Source organism: Psychrobacter sp. PG1 (genome assembly GCF_014897815.1).
GTDB lineage: Bacteria > Pseudomonadota > Gammaproteobacteria > Pseudomonadales > Moraxellaceae > Psychrobacter.
Map to the genome: position 1 here is coordinate 202440 of NZ_JABUZG010000055.1, position 15476 is coordinate 217915.

The 15476-nt window shown below is 42.4% G+C and carries 15 protein-coding genes; 10 read left to right on the forward strand and 5 right to left on the reverse strand.

The genetic code is table 11. From position 1 onward, the window contains the following. Positions 1–83 precede the first annotated feature (83 nt). From INT03_RS07730 to INT03_RS07755, 6 genes are all read left to right on the forward strand, one after another. The gene (locus tag INT03_RS07730; protein WP_193008481.1) at positions 84–1292 is read left to right on the forward strand and encodes a hypothetical protein; all 1209 of its coding nucleotides are present in this window, start codon (positions 84–86) and stop codon (positions 1290–1292) included. A gap of 438 nt (positions 1293–1730) precedes the next feature. Continuing rightward, entirely contained in the window at positions 1731–2636 is a 906-nt protein-coding gene (dapA, locus tag INT03_RS07735) for a 4-hydroxy-tetrahydrodipicolinate synthase (RefSeq protein WP_193008482.1), read from the forward strand. A 35-nt stretch (positions 2637–2671) separates the two neighbouring features. Beyond that, positions 2672–2986, forward strand: a complete 315-nt coding sequence (locus tag INT03_RS07740; RefSeq protein ID WP_226950343.1) for a hypothetical protein — start codon at positions 2672–2674, stop codon at positions 2984–2986. A gap of 130 nt (positions 2987–3116) precedes the next feature. After that, complete coding sequence (purC, locus tag INT03_RS07745) at positions 3117–3830, forward strand: phosphoribosylaminoimidazolesuccinocarboxamide synthase (RefSeq protein WP_045443231.1); 714 nt, start codon at positions 3117–3119, stop codon at positions 3828–3830. A 165-nt stretch (positions 3831–3995) separates the two neighbouring features. After that, the gene (locus INT03_RS07750; protein WP_193008484.1) at positions 3996–4649 is read left to right on the forward strand and encodes a DNA-3-methyladenine glycosylase; all 654 of its coding nucleotides are present in this window, start codon (positions 3996–3998) and stop codon (positions 4647–4649) included. Between the two features lie 53 nt (positions 4650–4702). Beyond that, positions 4703–5014, forward strand: coding sequence for an NGG1p interacting factor NIF3 (locus tag INT03_RS07755; protein ID WP_087815870.1), 312 nt, complete (start codon positions 4703–4705; stop codon positions 5012–5014). Between the two features lie 117 nt (positions 5015–5131). Here the strand turns inward: INT03_RS07755 and INT03_RS07760 are convergent, their stop codons facing one another. The 3 genes from INT03_RS07760 to INT03_RS07770 all read right to left on the reverse strand — a co-directional run bounded on the left by INT03_RS07760 (position 5132) and on the right by INT03_RS07770 (position 7315). After that, positions 5132–5395 (reverse strand): hypothetical protein, encoded by a 264-nt coding sequence (locus INT03_RS07760; protein ID WP_226950344.1) that lies wholly within the window; start codon positions 5393–5395, stop codon positions 5132–5134. 295 nt (positions 5396–5690) lie between these two features. Continuing rightward, positions 5691–6353, reverse strand: coding sequence for a PepSY domain-containing protein (locus tag INT03_RS07765; protein WP_193008485.1), 663 nt, complete (start codon positions 6351–6353; stop codon positions 5691–5693). Positions 6354–7111: 758 nt separating this feature from the next. Then, a complete protein-coding gene (locus tag INT03_RS07770; protein WP_045443240.1) occupies positions 7112–7315 on the reverse strand; it encodes a CsbD family protein in 204 nt (67 codons plus the stop codon). A gap of 504 nt (positions 7316–7819) precedes the next feature. On the opposite strand from INT03_RS07770, the gene INT03_RS07775 reads away from it, so the two are divergent. Then, complete coding sequence (locus INT03_RS07775; RefSeq protein WP_193008486.1) at positions 7820–8509, forward strand: TetR/AcrR family transcriptional regulator; 690 nt, start codon at positions 7820–7822, stop codon at positions 8507–8509. 251 nt (positions 8510–8760) lie between these two features. Further along, entirely contained in the window at positions 8761–10974 is a 2214-nt protein-coding gene (locus INT03_RS07780) for a molybdopterin oxidoreductase family protein (RefSeq protein WP_193008487.1), read from the forward strand. 98 nt (positions 10975–11072) lie between these two features. On the opposite strand, the gene INT03_RS07785 is transcribed toward INT03_RS07780, so the two are convergent. Further along, positions 11073–12398, reverse strand: a complete 1326-nt coding sequence (locus INT03_RS07785; RefSeq protein WP_193008488.1) for a D-amino acid dehydrogenase — start codon at positions 12396–12398, stop codon at positions 11073–11075. A gap of 74 nt (positions 12399–12472) precedes the next feature. Further along, a complete protein-coding gene (locus INT03_RS07790) occupies positions 12473–13246 on the reverse strand; it encodes a YgfZ/GcvT domain-containing protein (protein WP_193008489.1) in 774 nt (257 codons plus the stop codon). 325 nt (positions 13247–13571) lie between these two features. On the opposite strand from INT03_RS07790, the gene INT03_RS07795 reads away from it, so the two are divergent. Continuing rightward, on the forward strand, positions 13572–13925 hold the full coding sequence (locus tag INT03_RS07795) for a zinc ribbon domain-containing protein YjdM (protein ID WP_055123598.1): 354 nt from the start codon (positions 13572–13574) through the stop codon (positions 13923–13925). A 112-nt stretch (positions 13926–14037) separates the two neighbouring features. Continuing rightward, positions 14038–15339: a glutamate-1-semialdehyde 2,1-aminomutase gene (gene hemL / locus INT03_RS07800; protein WP_193008490.1), complete on the forward strand. Its 1302-nt coding sequence runs from the start codon at positions 14038–14040 to the stop codon at positions 15337–15339. The last annotated feature ends 137 nt before the right edge of the window (positions 15340–15476 follow it).

Genomic DNA, 15476 nt, shown 5'->3' on the forward strand with positions numbered 1-15476 from the left:
GCGATTTATTTATCGCTCTATACGTTCTAATATAGGGTAAGCCAGTTGCTCGGCTCATACCCTCTCGTAACCATCAGGTAATTATGACTGACCATGCTCTTTATATCCTAAGTATCTCTACGGTAGCAGTATTGCTTGCGTATATCATACTGTGGTCAGGATTACAAACGTTCAATGCCAATCCTACCAAACGTTTTATGCGTATTTGGTTGAAGTTGGCACTATATTATGCTGCCTATACTATGCCCGTTTGGGCTTTGCTGTTGGTGATAGGTTGGTCGCAAGAAATGTTGCCGATACTGCCGCAGCTATCACTGACACTCGTGCTAGTGGCCGTATTTGCAATGGGGTTCTATTTTTATACCGTGGTGATACAACCCAATCGTTTACGTTTAGATTATCATGCAATCGACTTAGATTTATCCACACCGCTGACAGTTGCCGTATTGGCTGATTTACGCATAGGCTTGTATAGCGGCAAGCCGCGTCATATTCGTAAACTGGTTGCTACCATCAATGCGTTAACAGCAGATGCGGTGCTGATTACGGGCGACTGGTTGTATTATCCAAGTGCAGATTTAGTGGGACAGCTCATGTTGTTTAAAGGGGTTAATAAGCCTATTTATACAGTGATGAGTACCTCAGACTTGCGTTATCAATCGATTAATACGACTAAGCAAGGACAGCCGCTATTAGAAGATACGTTGTCTAGTGCCTTTGATGTACTCGATATTAGCTATATCGGTCAGCAGTGTACGTCACTGCCACTCAAATGTACTGGGGCTACTAATGCGCTTCCAGTAATGCCCAGTGCGAGCTATTCTAAAAATAATAAAGAGGGTTTTAGAGAGCAAAATTTGGAAAATAGCCCAACCGTCGCCGTGCTTTGCGGCTGGCAAGATGTTCCTAAACAGTTTGCTGATATTGAAGGTGCAAATGCGTCTGATAAAGCCGCGCTTGGTGCTGAAATTGCTAATACCACGAAGCCCGTCATCATCTTGGCTTCACGATTTGATAGTATTAGCGATTTGCCAAAATCCTTACAGCCACGACCACTATTGATTACTGGTGCAGCAAAGGCGATTCAAAAAAATATATGGTTGGCACAAAAACAAAAAAACATCGCACGTAGTAGCGAGCAGTCAACCCTGTTAAATAATAGCCGCATGGGCAAGCAGCGGGGTTTATACCAACATGGCAGTGCGCAGATATTTGTCAGTAGCGGTATTGGCACACGAGGGCTGCCTTTTCGCTTGTATCGCCCCACTATCGATGTGTTGACGATTCGTTAACATGACTCAAAAGACTTATCAGTGCTGATTCATTGCGCTAAACTGAGAGTTGAATAATAAGGCTGTTGGTTTGTAGGTTGTAATGGCATGTCAGCAATTCAATTGATTGAACGTTAATTGATTGATAGCGGTCAAATCAAAATATGCTACACTAGCAGGCGTTTTTATTATTCTATTTTTAGTACTAAATAAGCGTTGTCGGTCATTGGCAAAAATAAGGCCAAGACGGCTTTGAGCATCTATATTGCGAACGTTTTTATCATAGAAAAATATTGATAGTAAAAAACACTCAGCATTAATATCAAGCAAGATATTGCCAATGTTGCCTATGAATGTACACAATATGAGTACAGACGTAGACATAATCATTGACACTTGCCAACGACCTATCATGTGACAGCTTTGAAAAAAGCTAGGATAATACAGTAAGGCACGGTTATGAGCACAGCATACGACGAGATTAAAACCCGACTACAAGGCTCAATGGTAGCCTTGGTAACGCCCATGCATCCTGACGGCACGGTTGATTATAAACGTCTGGCGGATCTCATAGATTGGCAGATTGAGCAAGGCACGCATTGTCTCGTTGCCGTTGGCACTACTGGCGAGTCAGCGACATTATCTATGCAAGAGCACAGCGATGTTATTCGCTACTTTGTTCAGCATGTCAAAGGTCGTGTACCAGTGATTGCTGGAACAGGTGCCAATAATACGATGGAAGCCATTAAGCTGACCCAAGATGCTGCCGACGCTGGTGCAGATTGTGCGTTATTGGTTGCGCCTTATTATAACAAGCCGCCACAAGAAGGCTTATACCAACATTATAAGGCTATCGCGCGCGCGGTGAATATCCCGCAGATGCTTTATAATGTGCCAGGACGTACGGTCGTTGATATCGCACAAGAGACGGTAGAACGTCTGGCTGATATCGATAATATCGTCGCGATTAAAGATGCTACAGGCTCTATCGCTCGCGGAGAGCAATTGATCAAAGCAGTGGGCGATAGAATCGTCGTGCTATCTGGTGATGACGGTACGGCGCTTGATTTGATGACATTCGGTGGTAAAGGTAATATCTCAGTCACTGCCAACGTCGCCCCAAAAGCGATGAGCGAGACTTTTACAGCGGCGCTTCGTGGTGATTTTGACGCGGCTCATAAAGTCCATGATGTGGTCAAGCATTTACACCGTGACTTGTTCATTGAGTCAAGTCCTATCCCAGCCAAATATGCGCTTCATAAAATGGGTATGATAGATACTGGTATTCGTCTGCCTTTGGTATGGTTGGCTGAACAACATCATGCCACTATTGATGAAGCCTTGGTGCGTGCGAACTTATTATAAAATGATGCGTGTAAATGCTAACTCAGAGAGATAATATGATGAAAACATCATCACCGACTGCAAAAATATTCCCTGCGCTGCTGACCTTAGTATTGGGAAGCACCTTAGTATTGAGCGGTTGCCAAAGTGCTAAAAACTTACTTGGTAAGCGTGACAATGGTAGCTTAGAATATCAGCAAAGCAAGAAGCTTGTGCCAATAGAGCTGCCTGCTAACAAAGAACCAGCGCCTTTTGTACCTTTGTATGCAACTCCTAATGCTGGTGCAAATACGCTGAAATTACAGAACGAATCAGGTAATCAGTACCAGCTACCGAAGCCTGAGCGCGCTGTCAGTAGTCCTTCGACTTAAAGCTATTTCCTTATTTATACCGCTGACATTTTACAGTGATTAATGTAAATATTATTCATTCTGTCATACAAAAATCAGCGGTCGCTGCGCGTTTTTACCACATAAGCTTGAACGAACAGGAACTCCCATAATGCAAAAGCAACAACTGCTGTATAAAGGCAAAGCCAAATCTGTCTATGAAACTGAAGATAATGATCTTTTGATTCTACATTTCCGTGATGATACTTCAGCGCTTGATGGTAAGCGTATTGAACAATTAGCACGCAAAGGCGTCGTCAATAATCGTTTTAATGCTTTCATCATGCAAAAACTGGCTGATGCTGGTATCGAAACGCATTTTGAAAAGCAATTGTCTGAAGATGAAGTATTGGTCAAGCGTTTAGAGATGATTCCAGTTGAGTGCGTGGTTCGTAACTTTGCTGCGGGCAGTTTGGTGCGTCGTTTAGGCTTAGAAGAAGGGCAAGCATTGACGCCGCCTACTTATGAATTGTTTTATAAAGATGATGCGCTGGGTGATCCAATGGTCAATGAGTCACTTGCTGTGTCTCTTGGCTGGGCAACCGAAGCACAACTGGCCAGAATGGAAGAGTTGACTCATCAAGTAAATGAGGTGTTAAAGGCGCTATTCGAAGCAGGTGATTTGATACTAGTTGATTTCAAACTAGAATTTGGTGTGTTCCATGACCGTATCGTCTTAGGGGATGAATTCTCACCAGATGGCTGCCGTATTTGGGATAAGACGACTAAGAAGAAGCTGGACAAAGACCGTTTCCGTCAATCATTAGGCGATGTCATTGAAGCTTATGAAGAAGTGGCTAACCGTATTGGTGTGCCATTAAGCTAGATATTTGATTGGCACTGCATTGCAGGTCAATCTTTAGCGTAAAAAAAACTGAGCCATGTGCTCAGTTTTTTTATGCAAAAAATTACTGAAACCTTATACAATTTGCACGACTTGTGAGATTACTGTTCTTATAATAAAGATACATACAAAAATAAGGCTTATGGTATGCCGTCTTCAAAACCATCTACTACTGACACTGAGCCTACTATTTTATCGCCATCATGGTTTACTCGACCAACCTGTGTGGTTGCTGCTGACTTAATAGGTAAAGTGCTATGTAGAAAGCTGTTAGATACGGATGGCACGACTAAAATATTGCGTATGCGCATCTCAGAAACTGAAGCTTACATCGGTGCGGGCGATCCCGCTTGTCACTCACATGCTGGCAGCCGAACGCCGCGAACTGAAATCATGTATGAGCAAGGTGGTGTTTTTTATGTATATTTGACTTATGGTGTCCATCATATGCTCAATTTAATCAGTGCTGCTATCGACTCCCCTGAGTCGGTGCTGATACGCGCAGGGTTTTTAGCAGAAGATAGTGACCGCTTGCGAGATGAGCAATTATTGAGCTTAGATCAACAACTGATTCATCCCAAGCAATTTGCTGGTCCTGGTAAGCTGACCAATCGTTTACAAATCGACCGTGACTTGTATGGCAAATCTATTCATCCAGCATCAGCCGTTTGGATAGAAGAAGACGGTTGCAAGCCGCCAGTATCGCTGCGTCCACGGATTGGCATTGATTATGCGGGCGAGGCAAAAGAATGGTTATTACGCTACATTTGGACAGATCATCCTTCGTTATCCAAAAAATAGTAAGATTGATAGTTGATGGCTGTTTTTCTAAATAGACTTGAAGGAAGTAACACATGTATAAACTGACGGTTTTTATTCCAGATACAGCATTAGAGCAGGTAAAGTCCGCTTTATTTTCGGCGGGCGCTGGGACGATTGGCAATTATGAAAAGTGCTGTTGGCAAGTGCAGGGAATAGGGCAGTTTATGCCACTGGCAGGCAGTAATCCAAATATTGGAGCACATGATCGACTGGAAACCGTTGAGGAATGGCGGGTAGAAATGGTAGTGGCTGATGCTGATATTAAAGAGGTCGTCGAGGCGTTAAAGCAGGCGCATCCTTATGAAACGCCTGCCTATGATGTGATTGAGGTATTAGACTTTTAGGGTTAGCTATCAGTCCTCTTTGATCTTAATCACGTTATAACTCGGATAGCCAAGCTCGATTTTGTAATCTTGACTGCCGCGTTTGGCTTTTACTTTTATTTTACTGTCACCTTTTTTTTATTTGACGTCTTTGACTCGATAACCCATATTGCTGACTTTATTGGCAGCCCTTTGCTCGATAGCAGGCTGATAAAGCTCTTTATCAATGGAGTTGATGGTCTTCTTGTGCTTTTTGTAGACCTTACTGTTTTTATAAACATCTTCGTAAAGGTCGCCGTAAGCATTATAACCAGGTGCGGTGACACAGCCAGTCGTTATCGTCAGCAACGCTGCAATCATACTAGCTGTAGTAGTGGTTTTTAATAAAGTATGGTGGTTCATCAAATCCTCTTATGATGTCAAAAATATTTTTGCTTCTTTTATAAAAAAGGGTCAAATAAACCAAGGGCTGGCTTATTTGACCAAAGGCATCAAGTAATCAATGATGCCAAAACTTTATTTAATAGCTTTATTTTACTTATTTCATTTTTAATGCACTTAAATATAGTCGGTTCAATATAATTTAGATTCAAGGAAGGCAAGCGAAAGCACTATAAATAGTAGACTAAGCGAGCCTGATACCGTATCTGATTTATATAGGATTGACTATAACTATCAATTGAATGGAGGACATGCCCTAGTCTTTTTCAATCTTAATCACATTTAAGTTTGGGTAACCAAGTCGTATTTCATATTCTTGCGAGCCGCGCTTGGCTTCAATCTCGAACACGCCGCGTCCGTTCTTTTCTTCCAGCTCAATGTCTTTGACCCGATAGCCCATGCCTTGTATTTTATTGATTGCACGTTGTTTAATTGCTGGATAACGCGAGTCTCTTTTAATGCTATCTTCGATATCGTCATTCTTATAGTGCTTATTATTCTTATGCTTGCCATTATTTTTATATTTGTCTTTGTTGTAATGGTCTTTGTCATATCTATCGTCTTGCCAAACATTAGACCAAGCTTTTTTATTCGAGCTAATAAGTTTTAGATCAGGATACGTGTATTTTAGCTCGTATGCTTGGTTGTTCTTTTTGGCATAAGCGGTCATTATGCGATTGCCACGGTAGTTATCGGATTTGATATCCATAACCTGATAGCCTTTACGGCGCAGATCAGCGCGTAGCTTTTGACTAATACGGTTGTAGTCAGCGTTACCATAATCATCATTACCACCATATACTGGATAATTATCATATCCTGGACCGACTACGGTACACCCAACTGTAGTGCCCAATAATGCAACCGCAAGACCAGTAGATATAACGGTCTTAAATGAGAAAGGCTTTAGAGTTTTCATGATCCAATATCCTATAATATTTTTAAATTACCCGTCGCATCATTGCTGGTGATAGCCGAGCACGTACGCACTCTATAAATTTTTCATATAATCGTATTCATAACTTACTGGCAAATTGATTATTACCATCGTCATTACCATTATGCGCTTTGAAATATTTTCTTACATTATCTATCATAATGGACAAAGCTTGATGATTAGTGTCTTTTGCGTTAATAAGTTGTAATCAAAGCAACGAATATGAATCATGTAAGCATATGCTTACACGTAATGACGCTTACGCGACTTAACATCAGGTTAGGAATTAGGCATTATAGTCACACGGCATTAGGGAATGTGACTCAAGGATTGAGTTGACCGCATTAAGGATAATGATTCACTTATTAGCATCAGGATGATAATGATAAGTGGAGTAAGGACACATACCCTTTGCTGCTATCAGTAGTTAATGCTGGTGGTTGTAGTAAAAAGGGCAGGATGCCCAGTATCACAATATGCTGAATATTATGCAAGGATGCATGGGAAACAGTGGTGATAGGTAACATGGATGGTTAACAATAAAACCGCATAACAGTTAATTGCTATGCGGTTTTATCGTGTCTGGACTTTGAGTTTTATCTCTTATAATTATTTGATATAAATCAAGTTGGTGATAAGTCCAGCATAAAAAAACCGCATTAGAAACTAATGCGGTTTTCGTTTAAATAATCTGCTTATAAAATTTCTATCTTAATACTTCTTACAAGCATGATTATCTACTAGTATTTATGTTCAGTACGCCATGCATCTACTTCACGTTCAGCATCATCTTTGCTGTGACCATAACGTTCTTGAACTTTTCCGACCAATTTATCACGGCTACCTTCAACGTGTAATAAATCATCATCAGTAAGATCAGCCCATTTTTGTTTTACTGAGCCTTTTATTTGGTTCCATTCACCTTTTAGAGTATGTTCGTTCATTTTTATGTTCCTTCTTTTATTATAAAATTGGTTATTGAGACAATTATTCCATCTGTCTTTAATCGACATTTTACTCAGCTGCTATCAGTACTTATTAATCAGCTAACTGGTGATATCTAATATAAGTGCTCACCATCGCCATGTCTGTATATGCAATGTTGAGAGTGTTGCTCCATTATGGAAATCTGCACAGCTATGTTATGCATCGTCCATTTGTGTAATGAATGAAGTGTTTTATCAGTGACATACGTAAAGAGAATCAACAAGTCTGGCGATGATTTATAAAAAATGACGTCGTAACACGCTGTAAATATAGGAATAAAAAAAGTAGCTGTCATCATAAATGTGGCGGCTATTGTTTTATGATTGTTTTAGGATGGGTTAAAACGAATTATTAAGAATAAGTAAGGTTAAACATTTAGTGATAGACTTCTTGTTTAAATGACTATAGCCTTATAGTTGAAATAACAATTGTTTTGTAGATTAAGTTGGGGCAGATTGATAGTGAATGTACTTAACAGCGTAAGTGCTAAAAAACCGGAAACAAAACGCGAGCTGGCAAAGGCGAAAACGCGTCATACGTTACTCAAAAGTGCCTTGCAGCTGTATAGCGTAGAGGGCGCTCTTGGTATGAGCATGAATAAAATCGCGAAAGGCGCAGGTATTGCTCAGCCAAGTTTTTATAATCATTTTGATAGTTTAGATGCGTTGCAGCAGGTGTTAAGCGAGCAACTTAAAGGCAATTATTTATCTCCGATGCGCATGGCGTGGGTAGATATGCTTAAAGACTATCCAACGCTGTCTAAAGAGGATTTCAATGAGCGTTGTCAGGAATGCCTAACATTGATTTTTGATGCCGCCTTTCAAAACATCACTTTATTTCAACGTTTGCTCGAAGACAGTCTGCGCTTTGATTCAAACATAGAACGTAACGGGTTGGGAAGTCTAATCATAGAGATAAGAGACGAGTGGACTAAGATATTTATAGAGGGATTGCAGTCAGCCGAGTGCTCTTTTGACGAATCTGACGTTCATCTCTGTGTCGATATCGCTGCCGCCCAAGTACATGAATTGATATTGGGCTGTCATCAACAGCGTTATTCACGGCAGCAAGCCATTGAGATATTGTGCAAAAACTTTGAAGGCGTTTTTAGCCATTTTTTCACCAAAGATAGACACAGAGTATATGGCTAGTTATTTAGCTTATTAATCTTTAGTAATGCTTAGCTTTAACTAATGCTCAATAGTTTTAAGATGAGCAAATTTAGTAACCATATTAAACTTATAAAACGGAATTTATATAGTGAAAGCGATATAGTCGATTCAATTTAAGAGTAGTACAAGGCAACCGAGTGTAGCTGTCTATTTAATACTTCAAACGAGGGTAACGCAGTAATACTTTTATAGTGGAATGACTATAGTAAAAAATAACAGGGAGCGCGACCATGGCTATTGAAAAGAGTCACACGGATGAACAAACACATTTTAGAACCTGCAATTTGTGTGAAGCAATGTGCGGAATTGTCATCAAGCACGATGGAAAAAAAGTATTATCGATTAAAGGCGATAAAGACGATCCATTTTCTAAAGGGTATATTTGTCCAAAAGCGACTGCTTTGCAAGACTTGCATGAAGACAGTGATCGCCTGCGTCATCCCGTTGAGAGAACCGCTAACGGTTGGAAAGAGATTAGTTGGGCTGAGGCGTTAGATAAGGTGGCAGCTGGTATTCAGTCGGTACAGAAAAAACATGGTCAAAACGCTTTCGGGATTTATTTAGGCAATCCTAATGTCCATAATTTGGGCGGCATGTTAACCATTAAGCATCTATTAACCAGTATTAAGACGCGCAGTCGCTTTTCTGCGACTTCCATCGACCAGTTGCCGCATCACATTGTTAGCATGCATCTGTTTGGGCATATGCTGCGCATCCCTGTGCCTGACGTCAATCGTACCCAATATATGCTCATCATTGGTGGCAATCCGCTGGCGTCTAATGGCAGTATTATGACCGCACCAAATATGCGTCAAAAACTAAAAGATATCAAAGCGCGTGATGGTAAAGTGGTAGTCATTGATCCAAGACGCACCGAAACGGCAGATATTGCTAGCGAGCATCATTTTATCCGCCCAGCGACAGATGTCTTACTCTTGCTTGCCATGCTCAATGAAATCTATTTACAAGGTTATGCAGGCAAGGCACGTGCTAACAATAATAGAGCGGCAGCGCTCGCGCCAGAGATTGAGCGCATTGCAGACTTTGCCAAAGACTATAGCGCCGAGTCCGTTGCTGAGATTACTGGCATTGCGGCAAGCGAGATTAAACGACTCGTCAAAGAGTTTTGCGAAGCAGAAAGCTCGGTCTGCTACGGTCGCATGGGTGTATCGGTGCAAGAGTTTGGCTTATTAAGCCAATATCTAATTATGCTGATTAATATTGTCACAGGTCGCTTGGATGAAGTGGGTGGTCTAATGTTCCCTAATCCTGCGGTTGATGTGGTCAATAACTCTGGCCCAGGTTATTTAGGTAAGCGTCATAGCCGCGTGAGTAACTTGCCTGATTTTAACGGTGATTATCCAGTGGTGGCAATGGCGGATGAGATGCTGGTAGAAGGGGCAGGACAGTTAAAAGGATTTATGACTGTCGCGGGCAATCCTGTACTCAGCACGCCCAATGGTGAAAAGTTAGATACGGCTTTTGCCAACTTAGACTTTATGGTCGCTATTGACTACTTTGTCACAGAAACCAGCCGTCATGCGCATATTATTTTGCCGCCGGTATCGCCACTAGAGCGCGATCATTATGACGTCACCTTTAACAATTTTGCTGTCCATAACGTCGCCAAATATTCAAAGGCATTGTTTGCTAAGCAAAGAAGCGCCAAACATGACTGGCAAATCTACTTAGAGCTGGCAAAACGCTTGGATAAAAAAGCCGTACTTGCAACCAAAGTCGAACGCCTAATAATAAAAGTTTTGGGTCCGAAGTTTGTGCTTAATCAAGGTCTAAAACGTGGGCCTTATAAGGGTCTCAATCTAAAGCAATTGAAGAAAAATTCGCATGGTATTGATTTGGGATCGCTCAAAACCATGCTGCCACAAGCGTTAAAACACAAAGACAAGCAGATTCATCTTAATGTTGATTTTTATCGAGCAGATTTAGAGCGCGTACAGGCGATGATGCAGGACTATGACAACAAGCAGATTTTATTAATCGGTCGTCGTCATGTACGCAGTAATAACTCGTGGCTGCACAACAGCTATCGCTTGGTAAAAGGTAAGCCGCGCTGTACTTTGATGCTGCATCCTGAAACGGCGAAAGAGTACGGTATTGAGGATGGTCAAAACGTAAAAGTAACGTCGCGTGTGGGTAGTGTGACGATCGTAGCAGAAGTGACGGATGAGCTGATGCCAAATGTCGTGAGTATCCCTCATGGGTGGGGTCATGGCCGTAAAGGGGTAAAACAGAAAATCGCTCAAGCGCATGCGGGTGTCAGTGTCAATGATTTGACAGACGATACCTTAATCGATCAGCTAAGTGGCAATGCGGCAGTCAATGGTGTACCAGTACAATTGGAAGCGATTGAGCGAGAAGTGGTTGATTTGGAGACGGCTGATTCTGATGTTAATTTTGATATGGAATCAGGGAGCGCTGCATAAAATAGTTCTAGAATAAAAGTCTTTCATATAAAGAAAAAAGGCGCTGACTTATATTGGTAGCGCCTTTTTTACGTTTCCTATTCTTACGTTTCTTATTTTTACGATCCTAAGCCAACAAAATCAAAATAGACTGGCGGTGTCTCACCCTGTATTAATAAACTGATCGCCTTTGCCGAACCGCAAGCATGGGTCCAACCAAGCGTACCATGACCCGTATTAAGCCATAAATTATCAAAACTAGCATCCACGTTATGACTACCATGACGGACTTGACCCCTATGCGCACGCCCAATTAACGGCACATTAGAAGGTGTCATCGGACGTAGCCCTGTCCAATATTGCACAGAATTGGCAATGATACCTTTGGGAAACAACTGCTGCACACGGCGGGTAATGGCTGCACAGCGGGTGCTATTTAAATCCAAATTGTAGCCGTTAAATTCTGCCGTTCCAGCGACGCGTAATTTGTCGCCAAGGCGTGATGTCACCAGCTTAAACTCATCATCAATGAGACTGACAAAGGGTGCCAGATGCGGGGCGCGAGGGTTGATTTGATAAGTGGCCGAGTAGCCTTTGGCTGGAAATATCGGCGCATGTATTTCTAAAGGTCTTAGTAATGACACACTATAACTACCGAGGGCTAGTACATGGCTGTCTGCACTAAAGGTTTGCGCGTTTTCGCCCTTGGGTTTAATGGTAATACTATGGATATGCGGGCGAGCAGAATGGGCGTCAGTGTTTAAAGCCACAATCTCGGTATCGTATAAAAACTTCACGCCAGCCTCGATGCAGCGCTCGGCTAAGCGTTGGGTAAATAAATGGGCATTACCCGATTCATCACGGCTGGTATAAGTAGCACCTTTTAGCTTATGAGCAATAGGGTAAAGCGCAGGCTCTAGGTTAACGGCATTATTGATATCGATGACATGACGCTCACAGCCTAACTCTTGCATGCGCTCCGTTGGCGCAATAGCGGCATCAAATTCCGCTTGATTGGTATAAAAATGCATAATACCGCGCGTTTGCTGCTCGTAATCAATACCAATATCAGCACGCAGCTGTTGTAGTGCGTCCCGTGAATACAAGCCTAAACGTACCATTTGTACCAGATTGGCATCAGCTCTATCTGCACGGCACTCTTGCAAAAACTGCATCGCCCACTTAAGCTGCGCCTTATCAGCACGCAAGCGATACAACAGTGGTGCATCCTCACGAAACAGCCATTTAAGCGCTTTCATTGGAGCCGCTGGATTGGCCCAAGGGGTTGCGTGCGAGACAGATATTTGCCCACCATTGGCAAATGAGGTCTGCATACCGGCCGCTGGCTCACGCTCAATGACGGTCACATTGTAGCCTGCTTGGCGAAGGTACCATGCGGTGGTCACGCCCACCACGCCCGCTCCGAGTACCGCAATATGGGTCATAGATTACTCTGCTGCTTTTTTAGTAAAAATGTTTTTACGAGTGCTGTTTATTACGCGTCACTCATCATGTCGTACTATTTTTGACGCGCAACATCGGCTTGCAGCGCTGGCGGTAAGTTTAATATCGTAAGCTCACTATCGGCTAAATGCTCTGGACGGGCAACGACCAATGCTTTAAAACCATTACCATTAATAGTGCCATCGGCAATCGCATTAACTACATGGATTTTTTCTAGCTTGTCACCGGCTGCTGGCACGTCACCTGCGCCGCTGACATAATGTAAAAACGCTTTTGGCGCTGCCTTAAAATAAATACGGGCAATCACTTCTTGACCAAGATAGCAGCCTTTATCATAGTCCATACCACCGCGCTGATGCAGACGCAGCTCTTGTGGCTGAAACAGACCTTGGGTTGCAGCAACTATCCAATAGTTGCCAATGGCAAGACTCGCTTGCATCCACGCTTGGGTATCGGCTGGCGTATTGTGGTCTTCTTGATGGCTAAAGGTTGGCACGTCATCAAGCACGCAAGGATAAATGGGCGCGGGCGCACTGGTGTCAAACTTTGAAAAGGCACCGAACTTTTTTAAATGGGCTTGAAAAGCCTCAGTACAATCGGCACTGATAACCACATCATAATGCTTTTCGGCTTGTTTTTTTATCCACAAACCAAAATCAATGCGACCTTTTAGATTGCTAAGCGCCGTTGCTTGATAACTGAGTCCGAGCTTGGTGACATCAGAGGTTAGCTGACCCTGCAAGAATTTTTCTGCATCTTCACCTTGAATCGTTAGTTGAACAAAGTGTGGCAATGTTGATGGGAGGGTCGATACGTTTGATTGAGTCATTATTATTATCCTATTCATAAGTCGCTATCGTTATCAGTAGCCATAGCCTCAGATATTGTGGTGAATACTGAGTTATTAAAGTAATTGCTAAAGTAAATATTGAGGTTTTACCATCTAAAGATATATGGTCATCAAACCAGATTTAGTTAAAGCAGAGTAACACAAAACACTGTGTGATAAAAAACGTCCGCTGTAAGACATGAGCGAATCTATCAATTAGTCACAGCACCGCATTTACGAGCGAAGCGATTGGTTAAAGTTGGCGAGTTACGGTACAATGTTAGCTCTAGAATACACCCAATTTATCACGGCTGACGAGGAAATTATGAGCTTACCCAATTGCCCAAAATGCGATGCTGAATATACGTACGAAGATGGTGCGTTACTGGTATGTCCCATGTGTGCTCATGAATGGACTGCGGCTGAAACCGATGCGGCGCAAGCTGAAGAGCAAGACGCGGTCATTCGTGATGCGGTCGGTAATGAGCTACAAGATGGCGATACCGTCACCGTGATTAAAGACTTAAAAGTCAAAGGTTCATCGATTGTTATTAAAGTTGGTACCAAAGCAAAAGGTATTCGCCTGCTGCCCGATGCCTCTGATGGTCATGATATTGACTGTAAACTTGATGGTTTTGGCCCAATGAAATTAAAATCATCTGTTGTTAAAAAAGCATAAGTTATTAAATGTGCTTAGCAAAATCTGCTAAGCATTAACAACAAGTCGCAAGGTTATTTTTAATAAAATAAGACAGAACCAATATTAAAGAAATAATAAGTAGAGAATAATTATGAGCACTAAAAACGAACAGCTATTTGCGCAAGCCCGCAAACATATTCCTGGCGGCGTAAACTCGCCCGTCCGTGCCTTTGCTGGTGTTGGTGGCACGCCTATTTTTATGCACCGTGCTAACGGTAGCAAAATTTATGATACCGAAGACAATGCCTATATCGATTATGTTGGCTCTTGGGGTCCAATGATTTTGGGACACGCACACCCTAAGGTGATTGATGCGGTCAAAAAAGCCGCGGATGATGGTTTAAGTTTTGGTACACCAACGCCGTTTGAAACGACTGTTGCCGATAAAATTTGCGAAATTGTCCCAAGCGTTGAGATGATTCGCATGACCAGCTCAGGTACAGAAGCGACCATGAGTGCGATTCGTTTGGCTCGTGGCTATACCCAGCGTGACAAAATCGTTAAATTTGAAGGCTGCTATCATGGGCATTCAGATAGCCTGTTAGTAAAAGCAGGTTCGGGCATGCTTGATATCGGTGAGCCAACCTCAAAAGGCGTGCCAGCGGATTTTGCTAAGCATACCATTACCATTCCTTATAATGATCCGCAAGCGATCAAAGATTGCTTTGAGAAATGGGGCGAAGAAGTCGCCTGCGTTATCTTAGAGCCGATCGCTGGCAACATGAATATGGTCATTCCAAGCCAAGAATTCCATGATACCTTGCGTGCAGAATGTACTGCCAACGGTTCAGTGCTGATCTTTGATGAAGTGATGACGGGCTTCCGTGTTGGTCTGGGCGGCGCACAAGCACATTTCGGTATCGACCCTGATTTGACGTGCTTTGGTAAAATCATCGGTGCAGGTCTGCCCGTTGGTGCTTTCGGTGGTAAAAAAGAAGTCATGTCTTGTATCGCACCACTCGGCGGTGTCTACCAAGCTGGTACGTTATCAGGAAACCCACTCGCGATGCGTGCTGGTATTGCGATGTTTGAAGACTTAACCGTAGATGGCTTTTATGACGAGTTAGCAGCAAAAGTTGATCGTCTAGTAGACGGTTTTCAAGCGGCGGCTGACAAACACGGCATCAACATGCGTACCAATAAATTGGGCGGCATGTTTGGCATGTTCTTTGTGAAAGACAATGAGACTGACACGCCAAAGAATTTTGATGACGTGACAGAGTGTGATATGACGGTGTTTAATACGTTCTTCCATGGTATGCTCGATCGCGGTATTTATCTGGCACCGTCTGCTTATGAAGCAGGCTTTATGTCAATTAAACACAGCAATGAAGATATTGATGCGTCGATTAAAGCCGCTGACGAAATTTTTGCAGAAATGGCAAAAGCGTAACTGTTTATTCAGGACCTTGTTTATTTAAGACCTGTTTAAAATGTATGTATAGTAAAACCCACTTAAAAGTGTTATAAAATAATTATCAAATCCAATTGCTATTATAAAGACCATGACTTACTCACTAGATTTTCGTA

Coding starts and splice junctions, on each gene's coding strand:
- INT03_RS07740 (WP_226950343.1), top strand. CDS start 2,672: ATGATGAAAACATCATCACCGACTGCAAAAATATTCCCTGCGCTGCTG.
- INT03_RS07755 (WP_087815870.1), top strand. CDS start 4,703: ATGTATAAACTGACGGTTTTTATTCCAGATACAGCATTAGAGCAGGTA.
- purC (WP_045443231.1), top strand. CDS start 3,117: ATGCAAAAGCAACAACTGCTGTATAAAGGCAAAGCCAAATCTGTCTAT.
- INT03_RS07785 (WP_193008488.1), bottom strand. CDS start 12,398: ATGACCCATATTGCGGTACTCGGAGCGGGCGTGGTGGGCGTGACCACC.
- INT03_RS07750 (WP_193008484.1), top strand. CDS start 3,996: ATGCCGTCTTCAAAACCATCTACTACTGACACTGAGCCTACTATTTTA.
- INT03_RS07790 (WP_193008489.1), bottom strand. CDS start 13,246: ATGACTCAATCAAACGTATCGACCCTCCCATCAACATTGCCACACTTT.
- hemL (WP_193008490.1), top strand. CDS start 14,038: ATGAGCACTAAAAACGAACAGCTATTTGCGCAAGCCCGCAAACATATT.
- INT03_RS07760 (WP_226950344.1), bottom strand. CDS start 5,395: ATGAACCACCATACTTTATTAAAAACCACTACTACAGCTAGTATGATT.
- dapA (WP_193008482.1), top strand. CDS start 1,731: ATGAGCACAGCATACGACGAGATTAAAACCCGACTACAAGGCTCAATG.
- INT03_RS07730 (WP_193008481.1), top strand. CDS start 84: ATGACTGACCATGCTCTTTATATCCTAAGTATCTCTACGGTAGCAGTA.
- INT03_RS07780 (WP_193008487.1), top strand. CDS start 8,761: ATGGCTATTGAAAAGAGTCACACGGATGAACAAACACATTTTAGAACC.
- INT03_RS07770 (WP_045443240.1), bottom strand. CDS start 7,315: ATGAACGAACATACTCTAAAAGGTGAATGGAACCAAATAAAAGGCTCA.
- INT03_RS07795 (WP_055123598.1), top strand. CDS start 13,572: ATGAGCTTACCCAATTGCCCAAAATGCGATGCTGAATATACGTACGAA.
- INT03_RS07765 (WP_193008485.1), bottom strand. CDS start 6,353: ATGAAAACTCTAAAGCCTTTCTCATTTAAGACCGTTATATCTACTGGT.